General features: G+C 65.9%; 25 protein-coding genes and 1 tRNA gene. 12 read left to right on the forward strand and 14 right to left on the reverse strand.

The features are described from left to right. The first annotated feature begins 76 nt into the window (after positions 1 to 76). Positions 77 to 2,047 carry an RNA polymerase sigma factor RpoD gene (gene rpoD / locus LWW89_RS10340; protein WP_293263908.1) on the forward strand — a complete coding sequence of 657 codons (1,971 nt, stop codon included), beginning with the start codon at positions 77 to 79 and terminating at the stop codon, positions 2,045 to 2,047. 177 nt (positions 2,048 to 2,224) lie between these two features. Continuing rightward, a tRNA-Ile gene (locus tag LWW89_RS10345) sits at positions 2,225 to 2,301 on the forward strand. A 176-nt stretch (positions 2,302 to 2,477) separates the two neighbouring features. On the opposite strand, the gene LWW89_RS10350 is transcribed toward LWW89_RS10345, so the two are convergent. Beyond that, positions 2,478 to 2,732: a helix-turn-helix transcriptional regulator gene (locus LWW89_RS10350; protein ID WP_293263909.1), complete on the reverse strand. Its 255-nt coding sequence runs from the start codon at positions 2,730 to 2,732 to the stop codon at positions 2,478 to 2,480. A gap of 80 nt (positions 2,733 to 2,812) precedes the next feature. Here LWW89_RS10350 and LWW89_RS10355 point away from each other — a divergent pair, with 80 nt between their 5' ends. Together LWW89_RS10355 and LWW89_RS10360 are read left to right on the forward strand one after the other, a co-directional pair. Then, positions 2,813 to 3,343 (forward strand): zinc ribbon domain-containing protein, encoded by a 531-nt coding sequence (locus LWW89_RS10355; protein WP_293263910.1) that lies wholly within the window; start codon positions 2,813 to 2,815, stop codon positions 3,341 to 3,343. 108 nt (positions 3,344 to 3,451) lie between these two features. Further along, on the forward strand, positions 3,452 to 3,970 hold the full coding sequence (locus LWW89_RS10360; protein WP_293263911.1) for a hypothetical protein: 519 nt from the start codon (positions 3,452 to 3,454) through the stop codon (positions 3,968 to 3,970). Between the two features lie 7 nt (positions 3,971 to 3,977). Here LWW89_RS10360 and LWW89_RS10365 read toward each other — a convergent pair whose 3' ends face one another. From LWW89_RS10365 to LWW89_RS10405, 9 genes are all read right to left on the reverse strand, one after another. Then, entirely contained in the window at positions 3,978 to 4,205 is a 228-nt protein-coding gene (locus LWW89_RS10365) for a hypothetical protein (protein ID WP_293263912.1), read from the reverse strand. Between the two features lie 4 nt (positions 4,206 to 4,209). Then, complete coding sequence (locus LWW89_RS10370) at positions 4,210 to 4,392, reverse strand: hypothetical protein (RefSeq protein ID WP_293263913.1); 183 nt, start codon at positions 4,390 to 4,392, stop codon at positions 4,210 to 4,212. Next, on the reverse strand, positions 4,389 to 4,604 hold the full coding sequence (locus LWW89_RS10375) for a hypothetical protein (RefSeq protein ID WP_293263914.1): 216 nt from the start codon (positions 4,602 to 4,604) through the stop codon (positions 4,389 to 4,391). The genes LWW89_RS10370 and LWW89_RS10375 overlap by 4 nt, the downstream gene beginning before the upstream one ends. Further along, a complete protein-coding gene (locus LWW89_RS10380) occupies positions 4,601 to 5,074 on the reverse strand; it encodes a DUF5681 domain-containing protein (RefSeq protein WP_293263915.1) in 474 nt (157 codons plus the stop codon). The genes LWW89_RS10375 and LWW89_RS10380 overlap by 4 nt, the downstream gene beginning before the upstream one ends. 46 nt (positions 5,075 to 5,120) lie before the next feature. Further along, complete coding sequence (locus LWW89_RS10385) at positions 5,121 to 5,837, reverse strand: hypothetical protein (protein WP_293263916.1); 717 nt, start codon at positions 5,835 to 5,837, stop codon at positions 5,121 to 5,123. Between the two features lie 303 nt (positions 5,838 to 6,140). Next, positions 6,141 to 8,522: a DUF5906 domain-containing protein gene (locus LWW89_RS10390; protein ID WP_293263917.1), complete on the reverse strand. Its 2,382-nt coding sequence runs from the start codon at positions 8,520 to 8,522 to the stop codon at positions 6,141 to 6,143. Positions 8,523 to 8,675: 153 nt separating this feature from the next. After that, on the reverse strand, positions 8,676 to 8,900 hold the full coding sequence (locus LWW89_RS10395; RefSeq protein WP_168989641.1) for a helix-turn-helix domain-containing protein: 225 nt from the start codon (positions 8,898 to 8,900) through the stop codon (positions 8,676 to 8,678). Positions 8,901 to 9,122: 222 nt separating this feature from the next. Then, positions 9,123 to 10,433, reverse strand: a complete 1,311-nt coding sequence (locus LWW89_RS10400) for a tyrosine-type recombinase/integrase (protein WP_293263918.1) — start codon at positions 10,431 to 10,433, stop codon at positions 9,123 to 9,125. Positions 10,434 to 10,754: 321 nt separating this feature from the next. Then, positions 10,755 to 11,087, reverse strand: coding sequence for a hypothetical protein (locus LWW89_RS10405; protein ID WP_293263919.1), 333 nt, complete (start codon positions 11,085 to 11,087; stop codon positions 10,755 to 10,757). A gap of 100 nt (positions 11,088 to 11,187) precedes the next feature. Here LWW89_RS10405 and gluQRS point away from each other — a divergent pair, with 100 nt between their 5' ends. Continuing rightward, entirely contained in the window at positions 11,188 to 12,153 is a 966-nt protein-coding gene (gene gluQRS / locus LWW89_RS10410; RefSeq protein WP_293263920.1) for a tRNA glutamyl-Q(34) synthetase GluQRS, read from the forward strand. Positions 12,154 to 12,389: 236 nt separating this feature from the next. Here the strand turns inward: gluQRS and clsB are convergent, their stop codons facing one another. The 4 genes from clsB to LWW89_RS10430 are packed head-to-tail and all read right to left on the reverse strand — an operon-like array spanning position 12,390 to position 16,017. Next, complete coding sequence (clsB, locus tag LWW89_RS10415) at positions 12,390 to 13,577, reverse strand: cardiolipin synthase ClsB (RefSeq protein WP_293263921.1); 1,188 nt, start codon at positions 13,575 to 13,577, stop codon at positions 12,390 to 12,392. 5 nt (positions 13,578 to 13,582) lie between these two features. Further along, on the reverse strand, positions 13,583 to 14,404 hold the full coding sequence (locus tag LWW89_RS10420; RefSeq protein ID WP_293263922.1) for an endonuclease/exonuclease/phosphatase family protein: 822 nt from the start codon (positions 14,402 to 14,404) through the stop codon (positions 13,583 to 13,585). Positions 14,405 to 14,426: 22 nt separating this feature from the next. After that, on the reverse strand, positions 14,427 to 15,536 hold the full coding sequence (gene nadA, locus LWW89_RS10425; RefSeq protein ID WP_293263923.1) for a quinolinate synthase NadA: 1,110 nt from the start codon (positions 15,534 to 15,536) through the stop codon (positions 14,427 to 14,429). A gap of 28 nt (positions 15,537 to 15,564) precedes the next feature. Then, complete coding sequence (locus LWW89_RS10430) at positions 15,565 to 16,017, reverse strand: rhodanese-like domain-containing protein (RefSeq protein WP_293263924.1); 453 nt, start codon at positions 16,015 to 16,017, stop codon at positions 15,565 to 15,567. A 486-nt stretch (positions 16,018 to 16,503) separates the two neighbouring features. On the opposite strand from LWW89_RS10430, the gene glnA reads away from it, so the two are divergent. The 7 genes from glnA to LWW89_RS10465 all read left to right on the forward strand — a co-directional run bounded on the left by glnA (position 16,504) and on the right by LWW89_RS10465 (position 25,313). Then, positions 16,504 to 17,916, forward strand: coding sequence for a type I glutamate--ammonia ligase (glnA, locus tag LWW89_RS10435; protein WP_293263925.1), 1,413 nt, complete (start codon positions 16,504 to 16,506; stop codon positions 17,914 to 17,916). A 173-nt stretch (positions 17,917 to 18,089) separates the two neighbouring features. Next, a complete protein-coding gene (locus tag LWW89_RS10440) occupies positions 18,090 to 18,557 on the forward strand; it encodes a DUF4124 domain-containing protein (protein WP_293263926.1) in 468 nt (155 codons plus the stop codon). 133 nt (positions 18,558 to 18,690) lie between these two features. Continuing rightward, positions 18,691 to 19,731: a nitrogen regulation protein NR(II) gene (glnL, locus tag LWW89_RS10445; protein WP_293264149.1), complete on the forward strand. Its 1,041-nt coding sequence runs from the start codon at positions 18,691 to 18,693 to the stop codon at positions 19,729 to 19,731. A gap of 75 nt (positions 19,732 to 19,806) precedes the next feature. Then, on the forward strand, positions 19,807 to 21,237 hold the full coding sequence (ntrC, locus tag LWW89_RS10450; protein WP_293263927.1) for a nitrogen regulation protein NR(I): 1,431 nt from the start codon (positions 19,807 to 19,809) through the stop codon (positions 21,235 to 21,237). A gap of 89 nt (positions 21,238 to 21,326) precedes the next feature. After that, positions 21,327 to 23,012, forward strand: coding sequence for a biotin--[acetyl-CoA-carboxylase] ligase (locus LWW89_RS10455; RefSeq protein ID WP_293263928.1), 1,686 nt, complete (start codon positions 21,327 to 21,329; stop codon positions 23,010 to 23,012). A gap of 69 nt (positions 23,013 to 23,081) precedes the next feature. Next, positions 23,082 to 24,455, forward strand: a complete 1,374-nt coding sequence (locus LWW89_RS10460; protein WP_293263929.1) for a TrpB-like pyridoxal phosphate-dependent enzyme — start codon at positions 23,082 to 23,084, stop codon at positions 24,453 to 24,455. A gap of 24 nt (positions 24,456 to 24,479) precedes the next feature. Beyond that, positions 24,480 to 25,313, forward strand: a complete 834-nt coding sequence (locus LWW89_RS10465) for an SPOR domain-containing protein (protein WP_293263930.1) — start codon at positions 24,480 to 24,482, stop codon at positions 25,311 to 25,313. Positions 25,314 to 25,317: the final 4 nt, after the last annotated feature.

The following is a 25,317-nucleotide window of genomic DNA, read 5'->3' on the forward strand; positions in this document are numbered from 1 at the left end:
CCTTGCCCCGACTGCGGGGAAGACGGCTAAGCGGTGGTATAATTAAGAGTTTTTCGAATCGATCGGATAAAGGGTCATGGCAAAGGAAAAGGCAAAGGACGCCGCCAAGGAAATCCTCAAGGCCAAAGCCGCCAAGGCGAAGGCTTCGTCGGCCGAGCCCGCGGAAGCCGGTTCTCCGTCCGCCGTGGATGCCGAAACGCGCAGAACGCGCCTCAAGAACCTGATCAAGCTCGGCAAGGAACGGGGCTACCTGACCTACGCCGAAATCAACGACCACCTGCCTGACGACGTGGTGGACGCCGAGCAGATCGAATCCATCATCACCACCTTCAGTGACATGGGCATCAAGGTCTTCGACGAGGCTCCGGCCGCCGAAGAACTGCTCATGTCCGACACCGCCGCCGCTGCCAGCGACGACGAGGATGTGGAAGAACAGGCCGAAGCCGCCCTGTCCACCGTCGATTCCGAATTCGGCCGCACCACCGACCCGGTGCGCATGTACATGCGCGAGATGGGCACCGTCGAGCTGCTCACCCGGGAAGGCGAGATCGAGATCGCCAAACGCATCGAGGAAGGCCTCAAGCACATGGTGCTGGCCATTTCTGCCTGCCCCTCCACCATCACCGAGATCCTGGAGATGGCCGAGAAGGTGGAAAAGGAAGAGATGCGCATCGACGAACTGGTCGATGGCCTGATCGACCCCAACGCCGTCGAGGAAGAAGCCGCCCCCGCCGCCGAGCTGCCGTCTGCCGATGACGAAGACATTGACGACGATGGCGACGACGAGGACGGCGAAGGCGGCGCCGTGTCCGCCTCCCTGCTCCAACTCAAGACCGATGCCCTGGAGCGCTTCGCCACCATCAAGGCCGCCAACGCCAAGATGGTCAAAGCCCTCGCCAGCAAGGGCAGCCAGGACAAGATCTACCTCAAGCACCAGAAGCAGATCTCCGACGAGCTGATGCTGATCCGCTTCACCTCGCGCACCATCGAGCGGCTGTGCGATGGCGTACGCGCCATGGTCGAAAGCGTGCGCGAACGCGAACGCAAGATCCTCGACATCTGCGTCGAGCGCGCCGGCATGGCCCGCAGCCACTTCATCAAGTCCTTCCCGGGCAACGAGGTGAACCTGGCCTGGGCCGAAGCTGAAGTGTCCGCCGCCGGCAAGGCCGCCTACGCTGCCGTGCTGGCCCGCAACATCCCGGCAATCCACGAAGAGCAGCAGAAGCTGATCGACATCCAGAACAAGATCGGCATCTCGCTCAAGGAACTCAAGGACATCAACAAGCAGATGTCCACCGGCGAAGCCAAGGCGCGCAAGGCCAAGCGCGAGATGACCGAGGCCAACCTGCGCCTGGTGATCTCCATCGCCAAGAAGTACACCAACCGGGGCCTGCAGTTCCTCGACCTGATCCAGGAAGGCAACATCGGCCTGATGAAGGCGGTGGACAAGTTCGAATACCGGCGCGGCTACAAGTTCTCCACCTATGCCACCTGGTGGATTCGCCAGGCCATCACCCGCTCGATCGCCGACCAGGCCCGCACCATCCGCATCCCGGTGCACATGATCGAGACGATCAACAAGATGAACCGGATCTCCCGCCAGATTCTCCAGGAAACCGGCGTGGAACCGGACCCGGCCACCTTGGCGGAAAAGATGGAGATGCCCGAGGAGAAGATCCGCAAGATCCTCAAGATCGCCAAGGAGCCCATCTCCATGGAGACGCCGATCGGCGACGACGACGACTCCCACCTGGGCGACTTCATCGAGGACACCGCCACCACCGCCCCGGTGGAAGCGGCCATGTACGCCAGCCTCAAGGAAGTCACCGGCGAGATTCTGGACAGCCTGACCCCGAGGGAAGCCAAGGTGCTGCGCATGCGCTTCGGCATCGAGATGAACACGGACCACACCCTGGAAGAAGTCGGCAAGCAGTTCGACGTCACCCGGGAGCGCATCCGCCAGATCGAAGCCAAGGCCCTGCGCAAGCTGCGCCACCCGTCCCGTTCGGACAAGCTGCGCAGCTTCCTCGACTCCAACAGCAACTGACGGCGCCAACCGCTTGACGGGCCGTTAGCTCAGTCGGTTAGAGCAGGGGACTCATAATAGAACGGGCTAAACTGCAAGAGCTTGCGAAAAACGTAGCAGTAGCAAGCACTTGCAGCGAGCACGCAAAGCGCAGAGAATCGACGGTGTAACCAAAATGTACGCCGCGCAAACAGTTTCGGGCCTATAGCTCAGTTGGTCAGAGCAGGCGACTCATAATCGCTTGGTCGCAGGTTCAAGTCCTGCTGGGCCCACCATCCAAAGCCCCGCGCCGCAAGGCTCCGGGGCTTTTTCTTTGCCTGCCACCCAGAGTCGAGGGTCGGTTACACGGCGCGTACATGCCGCCCTTAGGCCACGCTGCGAATGTGGTCGCCGCCACCCTATTGAGCCGGGGCCATTAGCGGCCTGTGCCGCCCCACAGCGCCACGGATTCCTACCCACGTTGCCGCAGGTACTCTTTTTCCGCCTCCTGCACCAAATCCGCAGCAGAAACCCCCAGCGCTTGCCCCAATCCGATCAATGTCGTGATGGTAGGCTGCCTGACGCCTCGCTCAAGGCGCGATACGAACGTCCGATCAACATCTGCACGGTGGGCAAGCTCTTCCTGAGAGATGTTCCGATCCGATCTATATCGTCGTAGAACCTCCCCAAAAATCTTGCCAATGTCTGTTATTTCCGTGCTCGTCATAGCCCACGAGCATGGTTTTCATGTAGCCTATAGTCCACGGCCTATAGGCACGGTGCCTATAGGCTTCAGCAGAGGATGCTATGGCGCTGATCAAATGTCATGAATGCGGGACTGAGGTAAGCTCGAAAGCGAAGGCTTGCCCCTCCTGTGGCGCGAAGCCAAAAAGAAAATCGTCGATTCTGAAATGGGGTGCGGGGATATTCGTCGCCTTCATAGCCTATGGCGCGTACGTGGATTCAAACATGACGCCAGAACAGAAGGCGGCCAGAGCTGAGGAACGCGCAGCCCGAGAAGCGGAAGACTCAAAACAGGCAGCCGAGAAAAAGGCTCGCGACGATGAAAAAGCGTGCAGCAATCAGACGACGGCGTTCGTTATGTCGCAATCGTTTGTCAAACAGCGCCTGAAAGCACCGGCTAGCGCGGACTTCCCCTATGTAACAGACGATGGCGTAAAGACCAGCTATCGCGGAGATTGCACCCATGAAGTTCTGGCCTACGTTGATTCGCAGAACAGCTTTGGGGCCAAGATCAGGACGAAGTATTACGTCAAGCTGAAGAACCAGAAAGGAACTGACGATTGGCGACTACTCGACATCAAGATTAGCGAGTAGCCAGTACGTCGGACACGCCACACGACCTGGCAGCCAGCAAGGCGCAGTTATTGGCAGCGCCAGCGCTCCGCGCGAAAATGGCGGGCATCCCTACAACGAGTCTGATAAATGCCGATGTCCTCAACCCAGATCGGAGCAATAGGCGAAAACCTGCTGGTCAATGCAGTGATGAAGGCCAGCGACGGGCGCTTGTCGCCGTTCCAACCCCTTGCCGACGATGACGGGCTGGACGTGCTTTTCTTCGACAAGGTGACGGGCAACTCGGTCGCCATCCAGTTGAAGTGCCGCACCGTGTCCATCCGCAAGCGCAACTCCGAGGAGCGCGGCAACGTCGTCCATTTCCAAGTCCGGCAAGCCACGTTCAACGAGGCACGGCGCGCCTACCTTGTCGCCGCTCTGTTTAACGAGGAGCTGACTCACTTTGTAGCCACATGGTTCATACCGATGGCGCTGCTGCCCGAGGTGGGCAAGGACATATCCGGGAAATGGGTCATTCGTCCCAGCAAGGCGGAAGGTAGCGCTGACCGCTACACTCCATATCGGTGCCTGACCGCCGAGGAACTGGCGAACCGAATCATTGCCGTGTGCGAGGGTAAGCAAGCCGCGCCCGGTGCGCCGGACTGTTGATTTTCGGTCAGCGCAACAAGCCCCAGCCAGCAGTCCCGGCGCGTGCGGTGCCGTCGTCGATCCAGTTCATCAGGCAGTGCAACACCACAGGGCCATCAACCGGGCACATGCGGCCGTCCGCAATGGCAGCGCCGAGCGTGTCGCTGACCCAGCCGCGCATCTCGTCGCTGGCACCTTGCGAGCGCTCCAGCTTCTTGAGTCGGACAAGCATGCCCTTGGCGCTGCTGATACTCACGTGATTACTCCCACGACTCGCGCAGCGCCTCGCCCAGCTTGAAAGCGCGGAGCAGGTTCAAGTCGGACATGGTTTGCCGGTCTGCGTGCGCCTCGATGCGGCGCTGTTGAATCTGTTGCAGGTCGCTGGGCGTTACCGTGTGCTTCACGGGCGTGTTCTCGCGCGGGTCGGTGTGCAGGTTCTTCATTGCAGCGCCCCCTTACGGCATGCCCGCGCGCTTACCAGTGAGAGCAGTTGGGCAGCTTCCACGCGCACCGCAGGGTCAGGGCAGTCGCGGATCACCTCAAGGCAGGTCTGCACAATCAGCTTGAGGCTGGCTTTGCGCTGCTGGGGCGTATCCCACATGGGCACCGTTCGCCAACCGTGCTGCGGAATGCTGTCGGTGTCGAAAATGCTCATTGGTTCTTTTCCTCCAGCGCGATAAGGCGCGCTTCCAATTCATCAACGGCACGGATGCCCGCAACCGACTGGATGCAGTCGATCAGGAGTTTCCCCGTGTCAGGGTCTATCGCACCCTCGCTGACACCCTTCAGAATCTGCCCAGCCTGCTCCGATAGCGGACGATCTTGCGACAATTCAAACTCCACCGTAGGCGCACGCGAGCGCAATGGGGGCTGGGCGCGTTGCAGCAACAGGTTCATCGCGGTCATGTCGCCCGCCTTCGCTGCATCAACGAGGACTTGCAGCAGCTCGGCCTTGTTCTCATCGAAGGCGCGGGCCACGAAGTTGGTTTTGTTCCGCGCGCCTTTTGGACGGCCAGCCGGGTTGCCGCTCACCCCGGGCTTGAACCCGCCACGGCGCGGCGGCTCCTGCGCAGCAGGGGAGTCCTGCCACGTCTTGAGCCATTCAGGCGATTGGGTTTCGGACACCTTGATTACCTCCGCTTGATGTTGTTGATAGCAGGAGCCAACAAGGTCACTGGCCAATGTCCTTGAGGACGAAGGCTTGCTCGGCTGCCGTCTTCGCTTCACGAAGAGCCTTGGCCTTGTGCGGGGGCGCGCCAACTGCACGAGCCATTGACTCAAACACCAGACCCGCGCGTTCTTCGATCATTTGCTTCGCGCCCTTCATAGCCTTGAGGCGCTGCGCCAGTTCAGGCGAGTTGCGTTCGTGGTAGTGACGAACATAGACCGCTTGGAAATTCGCATCGAGGCCGGACAGGTAAGGCGGAGACCCCAGCACTGCGCCAAGCGTGACATGATCGGCAGCATCCAGCGCCTGCTGGATAAAAGCGTGGCGCTTCTCGGTCGGCATGTCCCGCACGAAGGCGCGAATCTCACCGGCGATGCTGGCCGCTGCTTTCGATTCAATGGGCGTAGTGAGCTGCTGCTCCAGCGCCACGATTGCCTTGTCCAAGTTCGAGCGGGTCACGTCAAAGCTCTTGGTGATGCGGGCGAGGTGCTTCTGTGCAAAGTCATCCGTGTGGATGATCTGCTGCGCTTCGTTCCAGGTGGGATTCGCGGCAGCCGCCTCCTTCGCCGCCAAAACAGCACGCACGCCTTCATAGGCGGTGCTGAACGCGGTCATGGTCGGCGCGAGATACGGCGCGGTCTGCTCGTCAAAGCCGTCAATGCTCTTCACGTTCTCGGGGTGAAGCGAGGGCGAAATTCGGTGATCCACGTTGTCTGTCATGGTGCAAACTCCTTGATAAAAGGCGCGTAACTGGTACGCATTGCATACACGCTAGGACTCTCTGCCGCAGGTCCGCAAGCAAAAGCAGCGCAAAAACAACGTCTTACAGTTCATTAAAAAACAGAGAACAAGGTCTTCCATGTAATTGGGTCGGCATGTCAGCACGAGCGAAGTGGCGGCAGCGCTGCCCCCTTGCTCCCCTTCGTACCCCTTGCCCAAAACGGCCACATACACTTACTGGACTAGCTTTCGCATAAGAAATAGCGAGGGGGCTAAAGGGTGCGAAGGGGGCAGCGCGTCGGTTCATGTGCGGCACAGTTCGCGCTCAATCTCAAGCGTGCTGGCCTGCTTCCACCGCTGTGGGTTCCGCAGTACCCAGACCTTCTGCTTTGGCCTACCGCCCAGCGTCAGCGGCTTAGCGATTCGCTCAATACCCGCCTTCGCTGCAATAGGTGCCAGCAGCTTCCACCGCCTGCTAGCTTCGGGCGACAAGCTAGGCGGCTCGCCGTAGATGAACTGGAATAAGTGATCCGCCAGAACAAGATCGCGGGTGCAGGACGCAACCAGTTCAGCGGCTCGCTCATCCTCGTGCGTCATGCTGGTAGCGACGACCGATTGCTTGGCCTCGTTCATCACGGCGCGCTCGCCGGGGTTGAACGCCGATATGTCACGCCTCAGCAGAAGCTCGCGCACCGACGCGACAAACGCCGAATCTCCCAGCGCGCGGTAGAGCTTCGAGTAATAGTCCGCTCCCCGTGGTTCGCTCGGGTTGCGGATTACGTTCCAGCGGCGGTCGTCCGCGTGCAGCGGTAGCGCTGACTCGTAGTTGGAGAACAGCAGCCAGCGGCAGCAATTCACTTCGCTATGCTGGATGCCGTACTTGGCATTGATGAAGCGCTCCGAGGTCGTCACCATCGACTTGAGCTTTTCGGAGTGCTGCCACCGCTCGCCCGTGCCGCCCTCGTTAATCTCATCGACGACCGCCAGCAGCTTGCGCGATAGCTGACCGTTGAAGCCGTTCTGGAAAGTGCCTTTCAGGTCGTAGTCCAGCGCCACATGCCCAGACCAGACGCACGCCATCAGCGACGCGAGCCAGTTGCGGCCCACGCCCTGCGACGTGGCGATCATCAGATAGTGCGCGTGCGGCAGTTCGCCCGGCTTCTGCTCAATGTGTGCAAGCCAATCAAGGAAGCGCTCGCGCTCCGCCTCGTCGGGCACCAGATAGCGGACATGATCGACAAACGGCTGCACCCGTGCCTGCCAGTCGGCGGGCGGGTTGTGGGGTTTCGGCTTCCACAGGTTCATGGCTGGCCGACCGTCAGGGCTGGCGCAAAACTCACCCGCGCGAGGGTCGAACGTCAGCGTATAGACAACGATGCGCCGTTCATCCTGCTGCCAGATATTGAACGTCGGCACCCACTTCATTTCGCCCGTCTTCTTGTCCTCAATCTCCGTCCTGTTGTGCGCTAGCAGGGTGCCCATGACATTCGGCGGCACTCGTATGGCGGGCATGTCGCGGAAGGTGACAAGGGGCTTCTCCGCAGCCACGAACACCAGCGACTGAAGCATCATGTCCAGCTTCATTGACGGCGCGCGCGTGGCGCTCAGGTCAATTTCGCCTTCGCCAATCTGCTTGAAGCGAAAACGCTGCTTCTCTCTGCTCTCCGCAAGTGCCGCGTCAATGGCAGCGTTGAGCGCTGGCATCTGCGCCTTGATAGCGTCGGCCCGCTGCTGCTCAATGGCCTGCCTTCCGCGTATCACGCTCAACGTGCGGTTGATGTAACGATCATCCTTGACTGCCTTTTCGCGCTTGCCCAGCGCTGAGTCCCGGAAGCACCGCCTCACCTGCTCATTGCTCTCGCTGTAGAAGGCAATGATGCTCAACAGCGCCAAATCGGCTTCGCTCTGCGATGTGTAGTCCTCTTGCCACTGCCCCTGCCACAGCTTGCAGAACTTCTCCGCGTTGCTGGCGCTGACCGCGCGGAGCAAGACATGCCAGTCGTCGGCGTCTTCCGGTAGCTCTACCATTCCCGACACTGCGGGCTGCTCGTGCCCGATGGAGTCCAGGAGCGCGGCGAGCTGCTGCGGGCGGGCTGCAATGGGACGGTCAAGCACGACATCGCCGGTACAGATGATGAAACGCTCCTGCGAATAAACCTCTACGCCGTCTTTGCGCCTGCCCTTGCCTATGTTCCCTTCGATCCAGATATGGAAGCCCCTGCCCGACTGCGAGCGCTCGGTGTAGCTGTCGAAGACGCGGATGCCGTTGTGGTATCCCTCGACGACCTGCGGCGCGGTGCCGTCCTTCACGTCAAGGTCAATGCAAGCGAACGGGTCGGACTCATGCAGCATGTATCCGACATACAGACCCTTGGCGGCGGCTGCTCGGCATGCCGTGTCAAAGTCCGTCCATGTGCTGGGGTCGGTGCTGCTCGCGGCGCGACCGTCAGCGGTCAGCGGGCGCTTGTCAGTACCAGCCAGCACCCATTGCGGGCGGTCGCGTAGCGCCGCCGGTATGTGTCCCCAGCGCTCGGGCTGCGGGGCGGCTGGGGCCACGTTTGCATGCTGGTCGCCGCTAGGGTACTGGCACGCTGGCGGTGCGGCCTGTACGCCGTTTTGCGCGGGCTGCATTCCATCTTGCATTTCGCATGACGGCTGCCCTACGCTTTTTTCGTGTTGATTCATATGCAGTACCTCCTGAGCGGCAGCGGTGTGCAGACCCTGCCGCTTTTTCTTTGGTGGCGTACTGTGCAGTTACTCGACGCGCCGGGACTGGCGCTAAAGGGTTGGCACGCTTCTAAAAATTCGCTGCTGAACATGGTTGCTGGCGTTGCATGTTCAGTACGATTGCAAGCCTTGGTGGCTGGTGCCAGTGCGGGTGCGCTCGTCCAAGTAGGCAAGCAAGTCCGACTCGGCATAGCGCACCAGTGCGCCCACCTTGCGGAACTTCGGCCCCTTCTTCTCGTAGCGCCAAATCTCTAGGGTGTTCTTCTTCACGCCGAGCAGTTCGGCAGCCTGCGCGGTGTTGAGCAGCTTGATCGCTGTGGAGGTAGCAGTAGTCATGACAAGTCCTCATCGACTTGCCTTACCGCATGCGGGGAGTTAGTTGGCGCAACGGCAAGGCATGGCTTGTCGTCTGGTTCGCGCTGCCCACTGACGAAATTCGGGCGTGCTAGGCGCTTCTGAAGTGCCTAGCCAGGGGGCGTTGCACCCCCTAGGCTTTTTTATATGCTATGGCGCTTAGTGCTTGATAGCAAACACTTTTTTATCGGGCTAGCCCGATTTTCAGGCCCGCATTGGGATCACATTTTCACCCTTGGCAGCGTCCTTGGCTATCTGCCCCTGCTGCACTATCCACGCGCTGATCTTCTGCATAGCGGGCAGCAGCACGGCGGGGTCGGGGTTGTTCGCGTAGGAGGTGCCATGCACGTCGCTAGCAAGGTGGTTGAGCAACTGCCGCCGCTGGTCACTATCAACGCCGACGATCTGCGCAATGTCCTCGAACGTGCGACGCATAGCGTGCGGGTGCAGGTGCGTTCCCGCCGTCTCTGACACTGTCTCAAACATCGCTCGCGGGTCGAAGATGTACCCCTTCTTGCCTCGCATGGCAGGGAAGACGAAGTTGTTACCCTTGAGGCGATTCTCATAGCGACGGGTCAGCAGCGTGTGCAGTGCGTCGCTGAGCGGCAGGGTCACAGGGTTGTGGTTCTTGGTCACCGCGAGGTGAAATGTGGGCACCTTGCCATCTAGCTTCACCCTGTCCCATGTCAGTTCGCGCGCTTCCGATACACGGGTGCCGGTCAGCAACATGAACGCGATAAGGTCAGCGCTGACACAGGTTGTGGTGATATTCCGCTCGGGGTCGCTGTGCTGCTCCAGCAGCACCCACACCGCGCCTATCTTGTCTCGCGGAACGCGGGTGGCGCGGGGCTTCTCCTTGTTCCACTGCGCCATGCCCCCTTGCTTGAACATCTGCGACACAGGGTTGATCGGCAGGATCGGATAAGAGCCGTCAGCGGTGGCGTTCTTCTCGCGTGCCCAATTGAGCAGGGCGCGAAGGTTGCGGAATGCCTGATTGGTCTGCACGGGTGCGGTCTTGGACAGTTCGCGGAAGCGCTTGATGCAAGCATCTCGGCTGATACTTGCCACGGGTTCATCTGCCCAGTCGGAGAAGGTGCCTTCCACACAGCGCCGAATGTCGGCCTTGCTGCTGGGTCGTAGCGGGCCGTTTTTCGTGCGCTTGTGCTCGATGTAGTCCTCCATCACTTCGCGGAGCGTTTCGGACTGCGCGGCGACCTTCTTTTTCTCAACCTGCGGGTCAAGCCCGTCCAGCATTTCCAGCCGCTTCACTTGGGCACGCTTACGCGCCTCGTCACAGCTCAGCAGCTCAGCGGAACCGAGGGTGAAGCGCCTGTCCTTTCCTGACCCATTCACGCGCCCGCGAACGATGTAGCTCTTGGCACCTGCGGCAGTGATGCGCAGCCCCAGCCCTTGAGTCTCGGTATCCCAATAGAAGGCTTGATCCTTGTCGGTGGGCGCTGGTAGCGCCTTCACTTTGAGGTTCGTAAATTTGAATCTGGTTTGTAGAATGCTCATATCGGCGTGCTCCTGCTAGTGGAACGTCGGTCACGCGCCCGGGAGTGTTCGCAGCACTCGCCGGGCGCACTCGTTACAAGCTCTCGGAAGAGCCATGTACGCACAATGTACGCGACGCAGGTAGAAGCACGCAATAGCGCATGGTACTAAATAAAACGCCAAGTCCTTGATTTATATAGGAATGCAGGCGTACATAAAAGCGGGTAAAGCATGGTAAAATCGCTGTCCGCACAACTCATAATCCCTTGGTCGCAGGTTCGAGCCCTGCACGGCCTACCATCCCGAAGCCGCCTGGTCCGCCAGGCGGCTTTTTCATGCCCGCTACTCGGCCAGCACCCAGCCCTGGTCGCCCTTGACGAAGCGGCCCTTGCCCAGACCCTCCTGCACCCCCACCACCGGCAGCTCGGTGCGATAGCTGAAGTCGCACACGTAGCCCGGCGCCTCGGGACTCTTCTGGCAGGCCACTTTCTTGGCGGACAGCACCTTGACGGTCTGGGCCAGGTCGCCGCCGATGAAACGTCCCGTGCTGCTCTGCACGCTCTTTTCGTAGGCCTGGCGGATATCCTCGTCGCCGGGCTCGGCGGCGCAGCCCGCCAGGGTCAGGATGGCGGCAATGGCGGCGGCAGAAGCCGGCCGAAAATGGGGAAGGCGCATCGCGGGCGATCTCAGATAACGGGCGGAAGTGCCAGACTGCCGCCCCCGGCGCCGCCTGGCAAGCAGGGCGCCAGTAAAGGCCCACGGTAAAATCCGCCCCATGCCCGTCTCGATGCCCCCCACCTCGCCCAGCTCCGCCGCTCACTACGTCGGCCGCTTCGCCCCCTCCCCCACCGGGCCGCTGCACTTTGGCTCTCTGGTGGCAGCCGTGGGCAGCTACCTGGACGCCCGCGCCCACGGCGGGCAATGGCTGCTGCGCATCGAGGACGTGGATACGCCCCGGGTGGTGCCCGGCGCCAGGGACGGCATCCTGCGCACCCTGGAATCCTTCGGTTTCGCCTGGGACGGCCTGGTGCGCAACCAGAGCGATCCGGAGCGGCGTTCCGCCTACCAGGCCGCCCTGGACCGGCTGACCGCCGCCGGCCTGGCCTACCCCTGCGCCTGCACGCGCCGCGCCATCGCCGCCGCATCCCCCCACGCCTCGGTGGATGGCGCCCCGGTCTATCCGGGTACCTGCCGCGACCATCCGCCGGCGGGGCCCGGCCCCTTCGCCTGGCGGCTGCGCCTGCCCGCGGCGGGCAGCCCGGACGATGCCATCTCGGTGGCCGACCGCCTGCAAGGCGCCATCGCCCAGCACCTGGCCGAGGATGTGGGCGACTTCGTGCTCAAGCGCGCCGACGGGGTCTACACCTACCAGCTGGCGGTGGTGGTGGACGATGCCGACCAGGGCGTCACCCACGTGGTGCGCGGCGCCGACCTGATCGACTCGACCCCGCGCCAGGTGGCCCTGCAACGGGCCCTGCGCCTGCCCACGCCGTCCTACCTGCACCTGCCGGTGGCGGCCAACGCCGCCGGGGAAAAGCTCTCCAAGCAGACCCTGGCCCCGGCCCTGCCGCAGTCACGCGAACTAGCCCAGGAGTTGGCCCGGGCCCTGGCCTTTCTCGGCCAACAGCCGCCGGCGGAACTGGCCGCCGCCCCCCTGGACGCGCTGTGGGCCTGGGCCCACGAACACTGGTCCCTGGCCCGGGTGCCGGCCCGGCGCAGCATCGTGCTGGCCGACGATTGAGCCCTCGGCGAAAGTCCGCGCCCCTGGCCGATCTCCAGGGGTACTGCCCGGAAAGCCAATAGGGACGCGGGGTTTCAAATAGGGGATAAGCCAGCCTTCCCGGTGCCGGCAAGGCAGTGCGCCCAGCAACCAAGAGCAGGCGAAGGCACAACAGAGCCGGGTGAAACCGGGCCGATGCTTAAGCTTGGCGCTGCATCCCCGGCCCACGGCCGCGGGAGAACGCAAGCACCGACGCCTCAGTAGCGGTCGCCCAGGCCGACCAGGGACAGCCCCACCCGCACCAGGTAGTAGGCGGTCCAGCGCAGGCTGCGCCCGACCCAGCCGAGGCGGCGCCAGTCGCCGGCCCGCACCTCCCGGGAATCCCCGTCCAGGGCCTGGGCCAGGTGGCCGCGCAGCTCCCGGGCAAAGCCCCGGTCCAGCACCGCCACGTTGGCCTCCCGGGCCAGCAGCAGGCTGAAGGGGTCCATGTTGGCCGAGCCCACCGTGGCCCACTGGCTGTCCACCACCCCCACTTTGGCGTGGAGGAAGCTCGCCCGGTATTCGAAGATGCGCACCCCGGCGTCGAGCAGGGCGCCGTAGAGGGCCTGGGTGGCGTAGTGCTGGAGGCGGTATTCGACCCGCCCCTGGAGCAGCACGATCACGCTCACCCCGCGCTGCGCCGCCTCCACCAGGGCGTGGCGCAGGCGCCGGCCGGGCAGGAAGTAGGCGTTGGCGATGACCACCTCGCTGCGCGCCGCGGCGATGGCCTCCAGGTAGGCCTCGGGGATGTCGCGGCGGTGGCGCAGGTTGTCCCGGATCAACAGGGCGGCGCGCTGCCGCCCCGCGGGCGGATCGTCGCCGCCGCAGGGCGGGTCGGCGCACAGCCGGCCGACCCGGTAGCGGTGGCGGAAATTGGCCCAGACGACGATCTCCCACACCCGGACCATGGTATGGCGCACCGCCTCCACCAGGGGGCCGTCCACCGCCACCGCGAAGTCGTAGCGCGGCGCCGTATGGCCGGGCACGTTGAAATCGCTCTCGAGGTTGATGCCGCCGACGAAGGCGGTGGTGCCATCGATCACGGCCAGCTTGCGGTGCAGGCGGCGCAGGCGGTGGCGCTTGAGGCGGAAGCGGCCGCGCAGGCTGGCGATCTCGGGTCGGTAGACGAGGACGTGGACGCCGTCGGCGACCATGCCCGGAGCCAGGGTGCGGGGGAATTCGCCGCCGCCGAAGCCGTCCACCAGCACCTGCACCGCCACCCCGCGCCGCGCCGCCCGGGACAGGGCGGCGGCCACGGCCAGGCCAACGTCGTCGTCGGCGAAGATGTAGGTTTCGAGGAAGATTTCGTGCTGCGCCGCGTCGATGGCGGCAATCAGCGCGGGGAAGTATTCCACCCCGCATTTGAGGAGCTTCAGCCGGTTGTCGGGTTGAAACTCGGTCGGCACCGGGGCTACCCGTGGGGCAGGAGACGCGCCGCCAGCAAGGCGTGGTCGGAAATACGCGACCAGGGACGGCCGGAATGGACCTGGGCGTCGGCAACGGCGAAGCCGCGCACGTAGATGCGGTCGAGGCGGAACAGGGGCAGGGCCGCCGGGAAGCTGCGCGAAGGCTTGCCCTGGGCGCGGGAGAAGGCCTCGCGCAGGCCGAGGCGCTGGGCCAGCAGGCCGTCGGCCCGGTTGCGCCAGTCGTTGAAGTCGCCGGCGATGATCAGGGGGGCGTCCCGGGGCACCAGCTCCTCGATGCGCCCGGCCAGCAGGTCGAGCTGGTGGCGCCGCGAGTGGCCGAGCAGGGACAGATGCACGCACACGCAGTGCAGCGAACGCCCGTCCCAGGTGGGCACGGCGATCTCGCAGTGAAGCAGGCCACGGCGCTCGAAGCGGTGGTGGGTCACGTCCTGGTTGTGGGCGTGCACGATGGGGAAGCGGGACAGCACGGCGTTGCCGTGGTGGCCGTGGTCGTACACCACGTTGCGCCCGTAGGCCGACTCCTGCCACACGTCCTCGGCCAGGAACTCGTGCTGGGGCGCCTCGGGCCAGCCATCGTGGCGCTCCTCGTGGTGGCGGTGCTGGCCCTGCACTTCTTGCAGGAACAGGATGTCCGGCGCCAGGCCGCGCAGCTCCTGGCGCAGTTCATGGACCATCAGGCGCCGGTTGAACTGGGAGAAGCCCTTGTGGATGTTGTAGGTGGCGATCGAGATCGGCGGCAGGGGCGCGCGGGCGGCCCGGCCGGCGGCCGGCGCGGCAACATAGGGATTCGGCCGGTGGGCGTTCATCGCAGCGCTGCGGGCCGGCGGCTCAGGACACCGCCAGCATGCGGTCCAGGGCCAGGCGGGCCAGTTCAGCCTCGTGGGCCGGCACCGAAATGCGGTTAACCACCTTGCCTGCCACCAGGTTTTCCAGGGTCCAGGCCAGGTGCTGGGGGTCGATGCGCTGCATGGTCGAGCACATGCAGATGGTGGTGGCCATGAACTGGACGATCTTGTCGTCCGGCGCCACTTCCCGGGCCAGGCGCTCCACCAGGTTGAGCTCGGTGCCCACCAGCCAGCGGGTGCCCTTGGGCGCTTCCTTGATGGTCTTGACGATGTGCTCGGTGGAGCCGACGTGGTCGGAGGCGGCGCACACCTCGAAGTTGCACTCCGGGTGGGCGATGACGATGCCGTCCGGGTGCTTGGCGCGGAAGGCGTCGATGTGGCTCTTCTGGAACATCTGGTGCACCGAGCAGTGGCCCTTCCACAGCAGGATCTTGGCGTTCTTGATCTGCTCCGGGGTGAGGCCGCCGTATTCCAGGTCCGGGTCCCACACCACCATGTCGGTGAGCGGCATGCCCAGCTGGTGACCGGTCCAGCGGCCCAGGTGCTGATCAGGGAAGAACAGCACCTTGGGCCGGCGGGCGAAGGCCCATTCGGCGATGGTACGGGCGTTCGACGAGGTGCACACGATACCGCCGCGCTCGCCGCAGAAGGCTTTCAGGTCGGCCGCCGAATTGATGTAGGTGACCGGGGTGACCTGGTTGGCCGGGTCCTCGCCGAGCACTTCGCCCAGCTCGCGCCAAGCCCGGGTGACCTTGGCCAGGTTGGCCATGTCGGCCATGGAACAGCCGGCGGCCAGGTCGGGCAGGATGGCGATCTGGTTGGGCTTGGACATGATGTCCGCCACCTCGGCCATGAAGTGCACGCCGCAGAAGACGATGTAGTCGCTCTCGGCCTGGGCGGCCAGGCGCGACAGCTTGAGGGAATCACCGGTCAGGTCGGCGTGCTGGTACACGTCGGCCCGCTGGTAGTGGTGGCAGAGCAGCACCGCCTTCTTGCCCAGCGTGGCCCGGGCGGCGCGGATGCGCTCTTCGCACTCGGCGTCGGACAGGGTGTTGTAACGGTCGAAGGAGGGGTTGAAGGCAATGGTTTGCATCGAATCGGTCACTTCTTGCAGTCGTGAATCAGCTCTGGACCCAGGGCAGGCCGGCGAAGCGCCAGCCGCCTACGGTGTTGCGCCGGCCGTCGGCGCTCTTGTCGCCCTCGAACCCTTCCAGGATGTTGCAGGCGCTGGTGTAGCCGGCCTGGGCCGCCGCCGTGGCCGCGGCGTTGGAACGCCCGCCGCTGCGGCACAGAAACAGCACCAGGGCCTCCCGGTCCACCTCGCGCTTGAGGCGCTCCAGGAAGTGGGGGTTGCGCCCCCCGTCCGGGTACAGGTTCCACTCGATCTCCACCGCGCCGGGCACGCGCCCGACCCAGTCCCACTCGGCCTTGGTGCGCACGTCCACGAGCACGGCGCCGGGAGCGAGCTTCCACACCTCGTAGGCTTCCGCCGGGGTCAGGGCCCCGGCGTAGGGCAGGTTCTGGTCCTCGGCGCGGGCCTTGGCCAACGCCAGCAATTCGTTCAAACGCCCCATGGCAAACCTCGCGGTGCTCAGTGGATGTGGATGGATTGTCGAGCCGCCTGCGCGGCGGTGCGCGGGTCCCGATCAGATGGGGAAGCGGTGCGGCCGGACAAGGGGTTGCAAGTATAAATCAGGCGCCCGCCCCCGGCGTCGCCGGGATGGAGGAACGGGGTGGCGCGGCCAGGCGAAGGTGAAGCGAAGGCGCGTAGACGAGATTGGAGGATGCCTGAGGGCCGGGCCTCCGCGATACGATTTGGTGCAAATTTACGGCAGAATCCGGCCCCTTGCCGTTTGCGCACCAATTTGGTGCATAAACGACGAATGGCGCACCGATTTTGTGCACGGTCAGCTACTCCCGGCAGCAGGATTCCGTTATGGCACAATGGCGTGGGTTTATCGGCCGGACTGGCATGGAACCTGCTCAATCCGGTCCGCAAACGAATTACCGCAATCCTGAATTCTGCCGGGCACCGGCACCTTGCTTAGGAGATGTTGCACATGACGACCCCCCAGGACGTGATCAAGATGGTCAAGGAAAACGACGTCAAGTTCGTCGATTTCCGCTTTACCGATACCCGTGGCAAGGAACAGCACGTCGGCGTGCCCATCAGCCACTTCGATGAGAGCAAGTTCGAGGAAGGCCACGCCTTCGACGGCTCCTCCATCGCCGGTTGGAAGGGCATCCAGGCCTCCGACATGCTGCTGATGCCGGACGCCGACACCGCCTACATCGACCCCTTCTTCGACGAGCCCACCCTGGTCCTGACCTGTGACGTGGTGGAACCCGCCGACGGCAAGGGCTACGACCGCGACCCCCGCTCCATCGCCAAGCGCGCCGAGGCCTACCTGAAGTCCTCCGGCATCGGCGACACCGCCTTCTTCGGTCCGGAACCCGAATTCTTCATCTTCGACTCGATCGAGTGGAAGACCGACATGTCCGGCACCTACAGCAAGATTTCCTCCGAAGAGGCCCCCTGGTCCTCCGACGACAAGTCCGAAGGCGGCAACGCCGGCCACCGTCCCGCGGTGAAGGGCGGCTACTTCCCGGTTCCCCCGGTCGACCGTCTCAACGACATCCGCGCCGCCATGTGCCTGGCCCTGGAATCCCTGGGCGTGCCCGTGGAAGTGCACCACCACGAAGTGGCCACCGCCGGCCAGTGCGAGATCGGCACCAAGTTCTCCACCCTGGTCAAGCGCGCCGACTGGACCCAGATCCAGAAGTACGTGATCCACAACGTGGCCTACCAGTACGGCAAGACCGCCACCTTCATGCCCAAGCCCATCGTTGGCGACAACGGTTCCGGCATGCACGTGCACCAGTCCATCTGGAAGGACGGCCAGAACCTGTTCGCCGGCAACGGCTACGCCGGCCTGTCCGAAATGGCCCTGTACTACATCGGCGGCATCATCAAGCACGCCCGCGCCCTGAACGCGATCACCAACCCGCTGATCAACTCCTACAAGCGCCTGGTGCCCCACTTCGAAGCCCCGGTGAAGCTGGCCTACTCCGCCAAGAACCGCTCCGCCTCGATCCGCGTGCCCCACGTGGCTTCCACCAAGGCCCGCCGCATCGAAACCCGCTTCCCGGACCCGGGCGCCAACCCCTACCTGTGCTTCGCCGCGCTGCTGATGGCCGGCCTGGACGGCATCCAGAACAAGATCCACCCGGGCGAGCCCGCGGACAAGAACCTGTACGATCTGCCGCCGGAAGAAGACGCCAAGATCCCGACCGTCTGCCACAGCCTGGACCAGGCTCTGGAAGCCCTGGACCAGGACCGCGAGTTCCTGACCCGCGGCGGCGTGTTCTCCAACGACTGGATCGATGCCTACATCGCCCTGAAGATGGAAGAAGTGACCAAGCTGCGCATGGCTGTGCACCCCCTGGAGTTCGAGCTGTACTACTCCATCTAAGAGGTCGCGCGACCGCAGTAGCGAAAGGGACGGGGCAACCCGTCCCTTTTTTCTTTGGTCATTCCCGCCCGATGACGGCCCGATTTGCATGGCCTACCATCGACAGCCCCATGCTCACGGTTGCCCGCATCCGGCAACGCCCCTACACTTGCCCCATGCGCAACGAGGCCCCCATGAAAACCGCGTCCCTGCTCGTTTCTGCCGCCCTGCTGCTGGCAGCCGGCGGTGCCCAGGCCCAGATCTTCCGCTGCACCGATACCGAGGGGAACACCGTCATCTCCAACGTGCAGCAGGGCAAGAACTGCAAGAAGGTCGCCACCGACCCGGTATCGTCCATGCCCCCGCCTAAGGCCGCCCCGGCGCCCCGGGCCCCCAGCCCGTCCGGCTTCCCCCGGGTGGACGACGCCACCCAGAAGGCCCGCGACGGCGACCGCCGCCGCATCCTCGAACAGGAACTGGCCAGCGAGCAGAAGAGCCTGGAAGAGGCGCGCAAGGAACTGGCCGACCAGGAAGCGGTGCGCAACGGCGACGAGCGCAACTACCAGAAGGTGCTCGACCGCCTCCAGCCCTACAAGGACAAGGCCCAGTTGCACGAGCGCAACATCGAGGCCATCCGCAAGGAGCTGGCTAACCTGCGCTGAGTTTCCGATTCTCCGACGTGGCCCGCTCCTTGCTCCGTTCCGAGCCATGAACGCCACGCCGCCTTCCAACGCCGCCAACGCCTCCGGCCCCGCCGCCCAGCCCACGACCTTGCCCTCCTTCCCCGGCCTGGACATGCTCTCCGCCGCGGTCCTCGTCCTCGACGCGGACTGTCGGGTCTGCTACGTCAACCCGGCGGCGGAAAACCTGCTGGCCTGCTCCCTGCGCTCCCTGTTCGGGCGGCCCCTCAACGCCACCGTACAATTCGGCGTCGGCCTGCAAGCGGCCCTGGGCAACGCCATCGCCAACAACTGGGGCTACACCGGCCAGAACATCGAGCTGCGGCGCGACGGCCGCGAAATCCTCCACGTGGACTGCACCGTCACGCCGGTGGAGCCCCCGCCCAACCTGCCCGCCGCCCGCCTGCTGCTGGAACTGCGCCCCATCGACCAGCAACTCAAGGCCCACCGCGAAGAGCGCCTGATCGAGCAGCAGCTCGCCAACCGGGAGCTGATCCGCAACCTGGCCCACGAGATCAAGAACCCCCTGGGCGGCATCCGCGGTGCCGCCCAGTTGCTCGAACGGGAGCTGGTGGACCTCCCCAACGCTCCGGCCCTCAAGGAATACACCCAGGTCATCATCAAGGAGGCGGACCGCCTCCAGGACCTGATGCAGCGCCTGCTCTCGCCCCACCGGCCGATGCAGCCCGGCCCCACCAACATCCACGAAATCCTGGAAAGGGTGCGCAGCCTGCTGCTGGCCGAATACCCGGGGGGGCTCACCGTGCGGCGCGACTACGACACCAGCCTGCCCGAGCTGGTGGCCGACCGGGAACAGCTTATCCAGGCCCACCTCAACATCGCCCGCAACGCCGCCCAGGCCATGGACGGCCAGGGCGAGATCGTGCTGCGCACCAGGGCGGTGCGCCAGGTGACCCTGGCCAAGAAGCGCTACCGTCTGGCCATCGAGGTGCAGATCGAGGACAACGGCCCGGGCATCCCGGACGCCATCCGCGAAAAGATGTTCTACCCCCTGGTCTCGGGCCGGGAGGGCGGATCGGGGCTGGGGCTGACCCTGGCCCAGAGTTTCATCCAGCAACATCAGGGCACCATCGAGTGCGACAGCCGGCCGGGGCGGACCTGCTTCACCCTGTGCCTGCCGGTGGAAGAGGCCTGACCGAAGCCGGCCCGGGGCCTGGCAAGCTCCTTGCATCATCGTTGGGCAACGCCAACACAACTCAGGGAAGACTTCATGAAACCTGTCTGGATCGTCGATGACGACCGCTCCATCCGCTGGGTGCTGGAAAAGGCCCTGGCCCGGGAATCCATCGCCTTCCGCAGCTTCGCCTCGGCCAACGAGGTGCTGGCCGAGCTGGACCGGGGCTGCGAGCCGCCCCAGGTGCTGCTCTCCGACATCCGCATGCCCGGCGCCTCGGGCCTGGACCTGCTCACCCGCATCAAGTCGGCCTGGCCCGGCCTGCCGGTGATCATCATGACCGCCTACTCGGACCTGGAGTCGGCGGTGGCGGCCTTCCAGGGCGGCGCCTTCGAATACCTGCCCAAGCCCTTCGACGTGGATCAGGCCATCGAGCTGATCCGCCGGGCCGTGGACGAGTCGATGCACCAGAATGGTGCGGCCGAGGAACCCAGCCTCACGCCGGAGATTCTCGGCACCGCCCCATCGATGCAGGAAGTCTTCCGCGCCATCGGCCGCCTGTCCCATTCCCACGCCACGGTGCTGATCACCGGCGAGTCCGGCGCCGGCAAGGAACTGGTGGCCCGCGCCCTGCACCGCCACAGCCCCCGGGCCGACAAGCCGTTCATCGCCCTCAACACCGCGGCCATCCCCAAGGACCTGCTCGAATCCGAGCTGTTCGGCCACGAACGCGGCGCCTTCACCGGGGCCACCGCCCAGCGCCGCGGCCGCTTCGAGGAAGCCGCCGGCGGCACCCTGTTCCTCGACGAAATCGGCGACATGCCCCCGGAGCTGCAAACCCGCCTGCTGCGGGTGCTGTCCGACGGCCACTACTACCGGGTCGGTGGCCACCAGCCGCTCAAGGCCAACGTGCGGGTCATCGCCGCCACCCACCAGAACCTGGAAACCCGGGTCAAGGAAGGCTTGTTCCGGGAAGACCTGTTCCACCGCCTCAACGTCATCCGCGTCCGCCTGCCGGCCCTGCGCGAGCGGCGCGAGGACATTCCCCTGCTGGCCCGCCACTTCCTGGCCAAGAGCGCCCAGGATCTGGGGGTGGAGGCCAAGCGCCTGTCCGACGGCGCCCTCAAGCACCTGATGGGCCTGGACTTCCCGGGCAACGTGCGCCAGCTGGAAAACCTCTGCCACTGGCTGACGGTGATGGCCCCGGGCCAGACCGTGGAAGTCACCGATCTACCCCCGGAAATCCGCGAGGCCCAGGCCAGCAACGGCGGCGGCAGCACCTACAGCGACTGGGAAACGGCCCTGGCCGCCGAAGTGGACCGGGAGCTGACCCGCCACAGCGGCGAGGTGCACGACCGCCTCACCCGCATCTTCGAGCGCATCCTGATCAACCGGGCCCTGGCCCACACCGCCGGACGGCGCATCGAGGCGGCCACCGCCCTGGGCATCGGCCGCAACACCATCACCCGCAAGATCCAGGAGCTGGGTCTGGACGCCCCCCGGGAAAGCGTCGGCGCAAACGAATGACCCGCCGCGCCACGGGCGCGGGATGGCGGGGGGCAAATCGGTGATAATTATGGATTAACCGTTTTCGCCGCCCGCCGGTCCCCGCCTCCGTGAGCCAGCACCTCCCGCCCGTTCAGCCCGACCCGTCGGTTACCGCGCCGACGCCGCCCCCCCTGGACACTCCGGCCCGCCCAACGCCCCTCATCGACCTCGCCCGCCTCAAGGCCTGTCTCGGCCCGATGGCCGGGCGCTTCGACGTGGACGCCCTGGCCGAGTGCGATTCCACCAACCTGGAGCTGGCCCGCCGCCCCCAGGCCCCCTCGGGCACCGTGGTGGTGGCCGACGCCCAGACCGCCGGCCGCGGCCGGCGCGGCCGCACCTGGCTGTCCCGCCCCGGCGCCAGCCTGACCTTTTCCCTGCTGTGGCGCTTCGCCGGCGAAGCCGGCCGCCCCGAGCGCCTCTCCGGTCTGCCCCTGGCGGTGGGCCTGGCGGTGGCCCGGGCCGTGGAAACCCTGGCGATCCCCGGGGTGTGCCTGAAATGGCCCAACGACCTGCTGCTCGAACTGCCCGGCGACGGCTCCCTGGCCAAGCTCGGCGGCATCCTGGTGGAAACCAGCCTGGAACGGGGCGGCGCCTCCGCCATCATCGGCATCGGCCTCAACCTGGACGCCCCGCCCGACCCGGGCCAGCCGGCCGCCTCCCTGGCCATGGCCTGTGCCGCCGCCGCCCTGCCCCCGCCCGACCGCCACACCGTGCTCGCCGCCCTGCTCGGCGAACTGGCCGGCGTGCTCGACACCTTCGCCCGGGAAGGCTTCGCCGCCCTGCGCCCGCACTGGGAAGCGCGCCATGCCTACCAGCGCCAGCGCGTCTGCCTGACCGGCGACCACAGCCGCCAGGAAGGCCTCTGCCTCGGCGTTGACGACAGCGGCGCCCTGACCCTGGAAACCGGCGCCGGGCCGGAACGCCACCTGGTGGGCGACCTGTCCCTGCGCCCGGTGGCCCCTTCCCGCCACGGCCCCCTGCTGATCCTCGACGCCGGCAACAGCCGCCTCAAGTGGGGCCTGCGCGAAAACGGCCACTGGCTGGCCTACGGCGCCTGGCCCTGGCGCGAGGCCGGCGACGCCCTGGCCGAGGTGCTGCGCAAGCACCCGGCCATCGCCTCGGCCCTGGGCTGCAAGGTAGCCGGCGACGCTCAGATCGCCCCCATCCAGGCCCTGCTCGACCGGGCCAACATCCCCCTGCGCTGGCTGTCGCCGAGTGCCCACGCCCACGGCGTGCGCAACCGCTACCAGCAGCCGGAGCGCCTGGGGGCCGACCGCTGGGCCGCCCTGATCGGCGCCTGGCACCGGGAGCGGCGCGCCTGCCTGGTGGTCTGCGCCGGCACCGCCACCACGGTGGACGTGCTGGAGGCCGGCCCGGGCGAAGGCGTCTTCGCCGGCGGCATGATCCTGCCCGGCTACGCCCTGATGCGCCGCGCCCTGGGCCAGGGCACCGCCCAGCTGCCCGGCGAGGGCGGCCACTACACGCCCCTGCCGCGCCTCACCGAGGACGCCATCGCCACCGGCTGCCTGGCGGCCCAGGCCGGGGCCATCGAGCGCATGGCCCGCCAGCTGCCCCCGGGCAGCCCGGTGCTGCTGGCCGGCGGCGACGCCGACCGGCTGGCGCCCCTGCTCGACCACCTGCCGGCGGTGCTCGCCCACGGCCTGGTGCTGGACGGCCTGGCCCACGTGGCCGAAGCCACCCACACCGCCGCCAGCCCGCCCGGCCACGCCGCCCCCCCGGCTCGACCCGCGTAAGCCCTTGCGCTACCGTATCGGCCGCAACGCATCCGCATCACGACACCAACAACACAGGGAGACCCTTCGATGAGCAGCCTCGATCCGAGCCGCATCTACCTCGACCCGGCGGAAATGCCGACCCACTGGTACAACGTCGCCGCCGACCTGCCCACGCCCCCGGCCCCGCCCCTGGGCCCGGACGGCGAGGTGGTCAAGCCCGAGCAGATGCAGGCCATCTTCCCCGATGCCATCATCGAGCAGGAGATGAGCGCCGAGCGCTGGATCGAGATTCCCGAGGAAGTCCGCGACATCTACCGCCTGTGGCGGCCCGCCCCCCTGGTGCGCGCCCACCGCCTGGAAGCGGCCCTGGGCACCCCGGCCAAGATCTTCTACAAGTACGAGGGCGTCTCCCCGGCCGGCTCCCACAAGCCTAACTCCGCCGTGCCCCAGGCCTTCTACAACAAGCAAGCCGGCATCAAGCGCCTGACCACCGAGACCGGCGCCGGCCAGTGGGGCTCGTCCATCGCCTTCGCCGGCCAGATGTTCGGCCTGGAAGTGCGGGTGTACATGGTCAAGGTCAGCTACGGGCAGAAGCCCTACCGGCGCCTGATGATGCAGACCTGGGGCGCCGAGGTGTTCGCCAGCCCTTCCGAGCTGACCCAGACCGGCCGCGACGCGCTGGCCAAGGACCCGGACAACCAGGGCTCCCTGGGCCTGGCCATCTCCGAGGCGGTGGAAGAGGCCGCCGGCCGCGCCGACACCAACTACACCCTGGGCTCGGTGCTCAACCACGTACTGCTGCACCAGACCATCATCGGCCTGGAAGCCAAGAAGCAGTTCGACAAGCTCGGCCTCTACCCGGATGTGATCGTCGGCCCCTGCGGCGGCGGCTCCTCCTTCGGCGGCATCGCCTTCCCCTTCCTGGCCGACAAGGCCGCCGGCGAGAAGCGCGCGGCCAACCTGCGCTGCGTGGCGGTGGAACCCACCTCCTGCCCGACCCTGACCCAGGGCGCCTACGCCTACGACTTCGGCGACGCCTCCGGCTTCACCCCGCTGATGAAGATGTACACCCTGGGCCACGACTTCATGCCCCCGGGCATCCACGCCGGCGGCCTGCGCTACCACGGCGCCTCGCCCCTGGTGTCCCAGCTCACCGAGGCCGGCCTGGTGGAGGCCCTGGCGGTGCCCCAGTTGGCCACCTTCGACGCCGGCGTGCAGTTCGCCCGCAGCGAGGGCATCATCCCCGCCCCGGAATCCTGCCACGCCATCCGCGCCGCCATCGACGAGGCCCTGGCGGCCAAGGCCAGCGGCGAGGAAAAGGTGATCCTGTTCAACCTCACCGGCCACGGCCACTTCGACATGACCTCCTACGACCGCTACTTCAGCGGCAAGCTGGAGGACTATGCCTACCCGGCCGACGCCATCCGCGCCTCCCTGGAACACCTGCCCAAGGTCGGCTGATCCCCCGTTGCCAAGGTGCCCACCGTGCCCATCGTCGTCTTCCTGCTGATCCTCGCCAACTTGCTGTTCCTGGCCTTCGCCCAGGGCTTCTTCGCCGGCGGCTCTTCCGACACCCAGGCCCCGCGCCCGGTGGCCGCGGACAAGCTGCGCATCGTCGCCCGGGGCGATACCCCGCCCCCGGCGGCGGCCCCGGCCAAGGACGCTCCGGCCGACAAGGCGGACGAAGGGGGCGCCCCCCCGGCGGGCGAGGCCAAGGCCGATGGCGGCGACGGCACCAAGGCGCCGGCCGCGGCGGCGGAGCCCGCCCCGGCCAAACCGGCCAAGGCCGATCCGCCCGCCAAAGCGGACCCCAAGACCGCCCCCAAGCCCGACGCCAAAGCCGATCCCCGGGCGGCGGCCAAGCCCGACATCTGCCTGGCCTGGTCCGGCCTGAGCGGCGCCGAGGCGGACAAGCTGACCGCCCTCTTCAAGGACCGGCACCTCAAGCTCGCCCGGCGCAGCCAGCCGGCCGAGGTCAGCCAATGGTGGGTGTTCATCCCGCCCCTGCCGACCAAGGCCGACGTGGACCGCAAGGCCGGCGAGCTGAAGCAGATGGGCGTCACCGACTTTTTCGTCGTACAGGAAAGCGGCGCCAACCACTTCGCCATCTCCCTGGGGGTGTTCTCCTCGGAGGGCGGCGCCCGGGATCGCCTGGACGCCCTCAAGGGCCAGGGAGTGCGCAGCGCCAAGGTCGGCCCGCGCTCGGGCAAGGGCGAAGTCGTCACCCTCCAGGCCCGGGGCGACCAGGATGCGGTGGGGGCGGCCAAGTCCAGCGCCGCCAAGGCCCTGCCCAATGCCCAGACAGCCAGCTGCGGCTGAGGCC

It is taken from the genome of Oryzomicrobium sp. (assembly GCF_021287045.1).
In the GTDB taxonomy this organism is placed as follows: Bacteria; Pseudomonadota; Gammaproteobacteria; order Burkholderiales; family Rhodocyclaceae; genus Oryzomicrobium.

Bases quoted from the DNA above. Each gene is read 5' to 3' on its own strand.
- rpoD (WP_293263908.1), top strand. From the start codon at position 77: ATGGCAAAGGAAAAGGCAAAGGACGCCGCCAAGGAAATCCTCAAGGCC.
- LWW89_RS10350 (WP_293263909.1), bottom strand. From the start codon at position 2,732: ATGACGAGCACGGAAATAACAGACATTGGCAAGATTTTTGGGGAGGTT.
- LWW89_RS10355 (WP_293263910.1), top strand. From the start codon at position 2,813: ATGGCGCTGATCAAATGTCATGAATGCGGGACTGAGGTAAGCTCGAAA.
- LWW89_RS10360 (WP_293263911.1), top strand. From the start codon at position 3,452: ATGCCGATGTCCTCAACCCAGATCGGAGCAATAGGCGAAAACCTGCTG.
- LWW89_RS10370 (WP_293263913.1), bottom strand. From the start codon at position 4,392: ATGAAGAACCTGCACACCGACCCGCGCGAGAACACGCCCGTGAAGCAC.
- LWW89_RS10375 (WP_293263914.1), bottom strand. From the start codon at position 4,604: ATGAGCATTTTCGACACCGACAGCATTCCGCAGCACGGTTGGCGAACG.
- LWW89_RS10385 (WP_293263916.1), bottom strand. From the start codon at position 5,837: ATGACAGACAACGTGGATCACCGAATTTCGCCCTCGCTTCACCCCGAG.
- LWW89_RS10390 (WP_293263917.1), bottom strand. From the start codon at position 8,522: ATGAATCAACACGAAAAAAGCGTAGGGCAGCCGTCATGCGAAATGCAA.
- LWW89_RS10395 (WP_168989641.1), bottom strand. From the start codon at position 8,900: ATGACTACTGCTACCTCCACAGCGATCAAGCTGCTCAACACCGCGCAG.
- LWW89_RS10400 (WP_293263918.1), bottom strand. From the start codon at position 10,433: ATGAGCATTCTACAAACCAGATTCAAATTTACGAACCTCAAAGTGAAG.
- LWW89_RS10405 (WP_293263919.1), bottom strand. From the start codon at position 11,087: ATGCGCCTTCCCCATTTTCGGCCGGCTTCTGCCGCCGCCATTGCCGCC.
- gluQRS (WP_293263920.1), top strand. From the start codon at position 11,188: ATGCCCGTCTCGATGCCCCCCACCTCGCCCAGCTCCGCCGCTCACTAC.
- LWW89_RS10420 (WP_293263922.1), bottom strand. From the start codon at position 14,404: ATGAACGCCCACCGGCCGAATCCCTATGTTGCCGCGCCGGCCGCCGGC.
- nadA (WP_293263923.1), bottom strand. From the start codon at position 15,536: ATGCAAACCATTGCCTTCAACCCCTCCTTCGACCGTTACAACACCCTG.
- LWW89_RS10430 (WP_293263924.1), bottom strand. From the start codon at position 16,017: ATGGGGCGTTTGAACGAATTGCTGGCGTTGGCCAAGGCCCGCGCCGAG.
- glnA (WP_293263925.1), top strand. From the start codon at position 16,504: ATGACGACCCCCCAGGACGTGATCAAGATGGTCAAGGAAAACGACGTC.
- LWW89_RS10440 (WP_293263926.1), top strand. From the start codon at position 18,090: ATGAAAACCGCGTCCCTGCTCGTTTCTGCCGCCCTGCTGCTGGCAGCC.
- glnL (WP_293264149.1), top strand. From the start codon at position 18,691: ATGCTCTCCGCCGCGGTCCTCGTCCTCGACGCGGACTGTCGGGTCTGC.
- ntrC (WP_293263927.1), top strand. From the start codon at position 19,807: ATGAAACCTGTCTGGATCGTCGATGACGACCGCTCCATCCGCTGGGTG.
- LWW89_RS10460 (WP_293263929.1), top strand. From the start codon at position 23,082: ATGAGCAGCCTCGATCCGAGCCGCATCTACCTCGACCCGGCGGAAATG.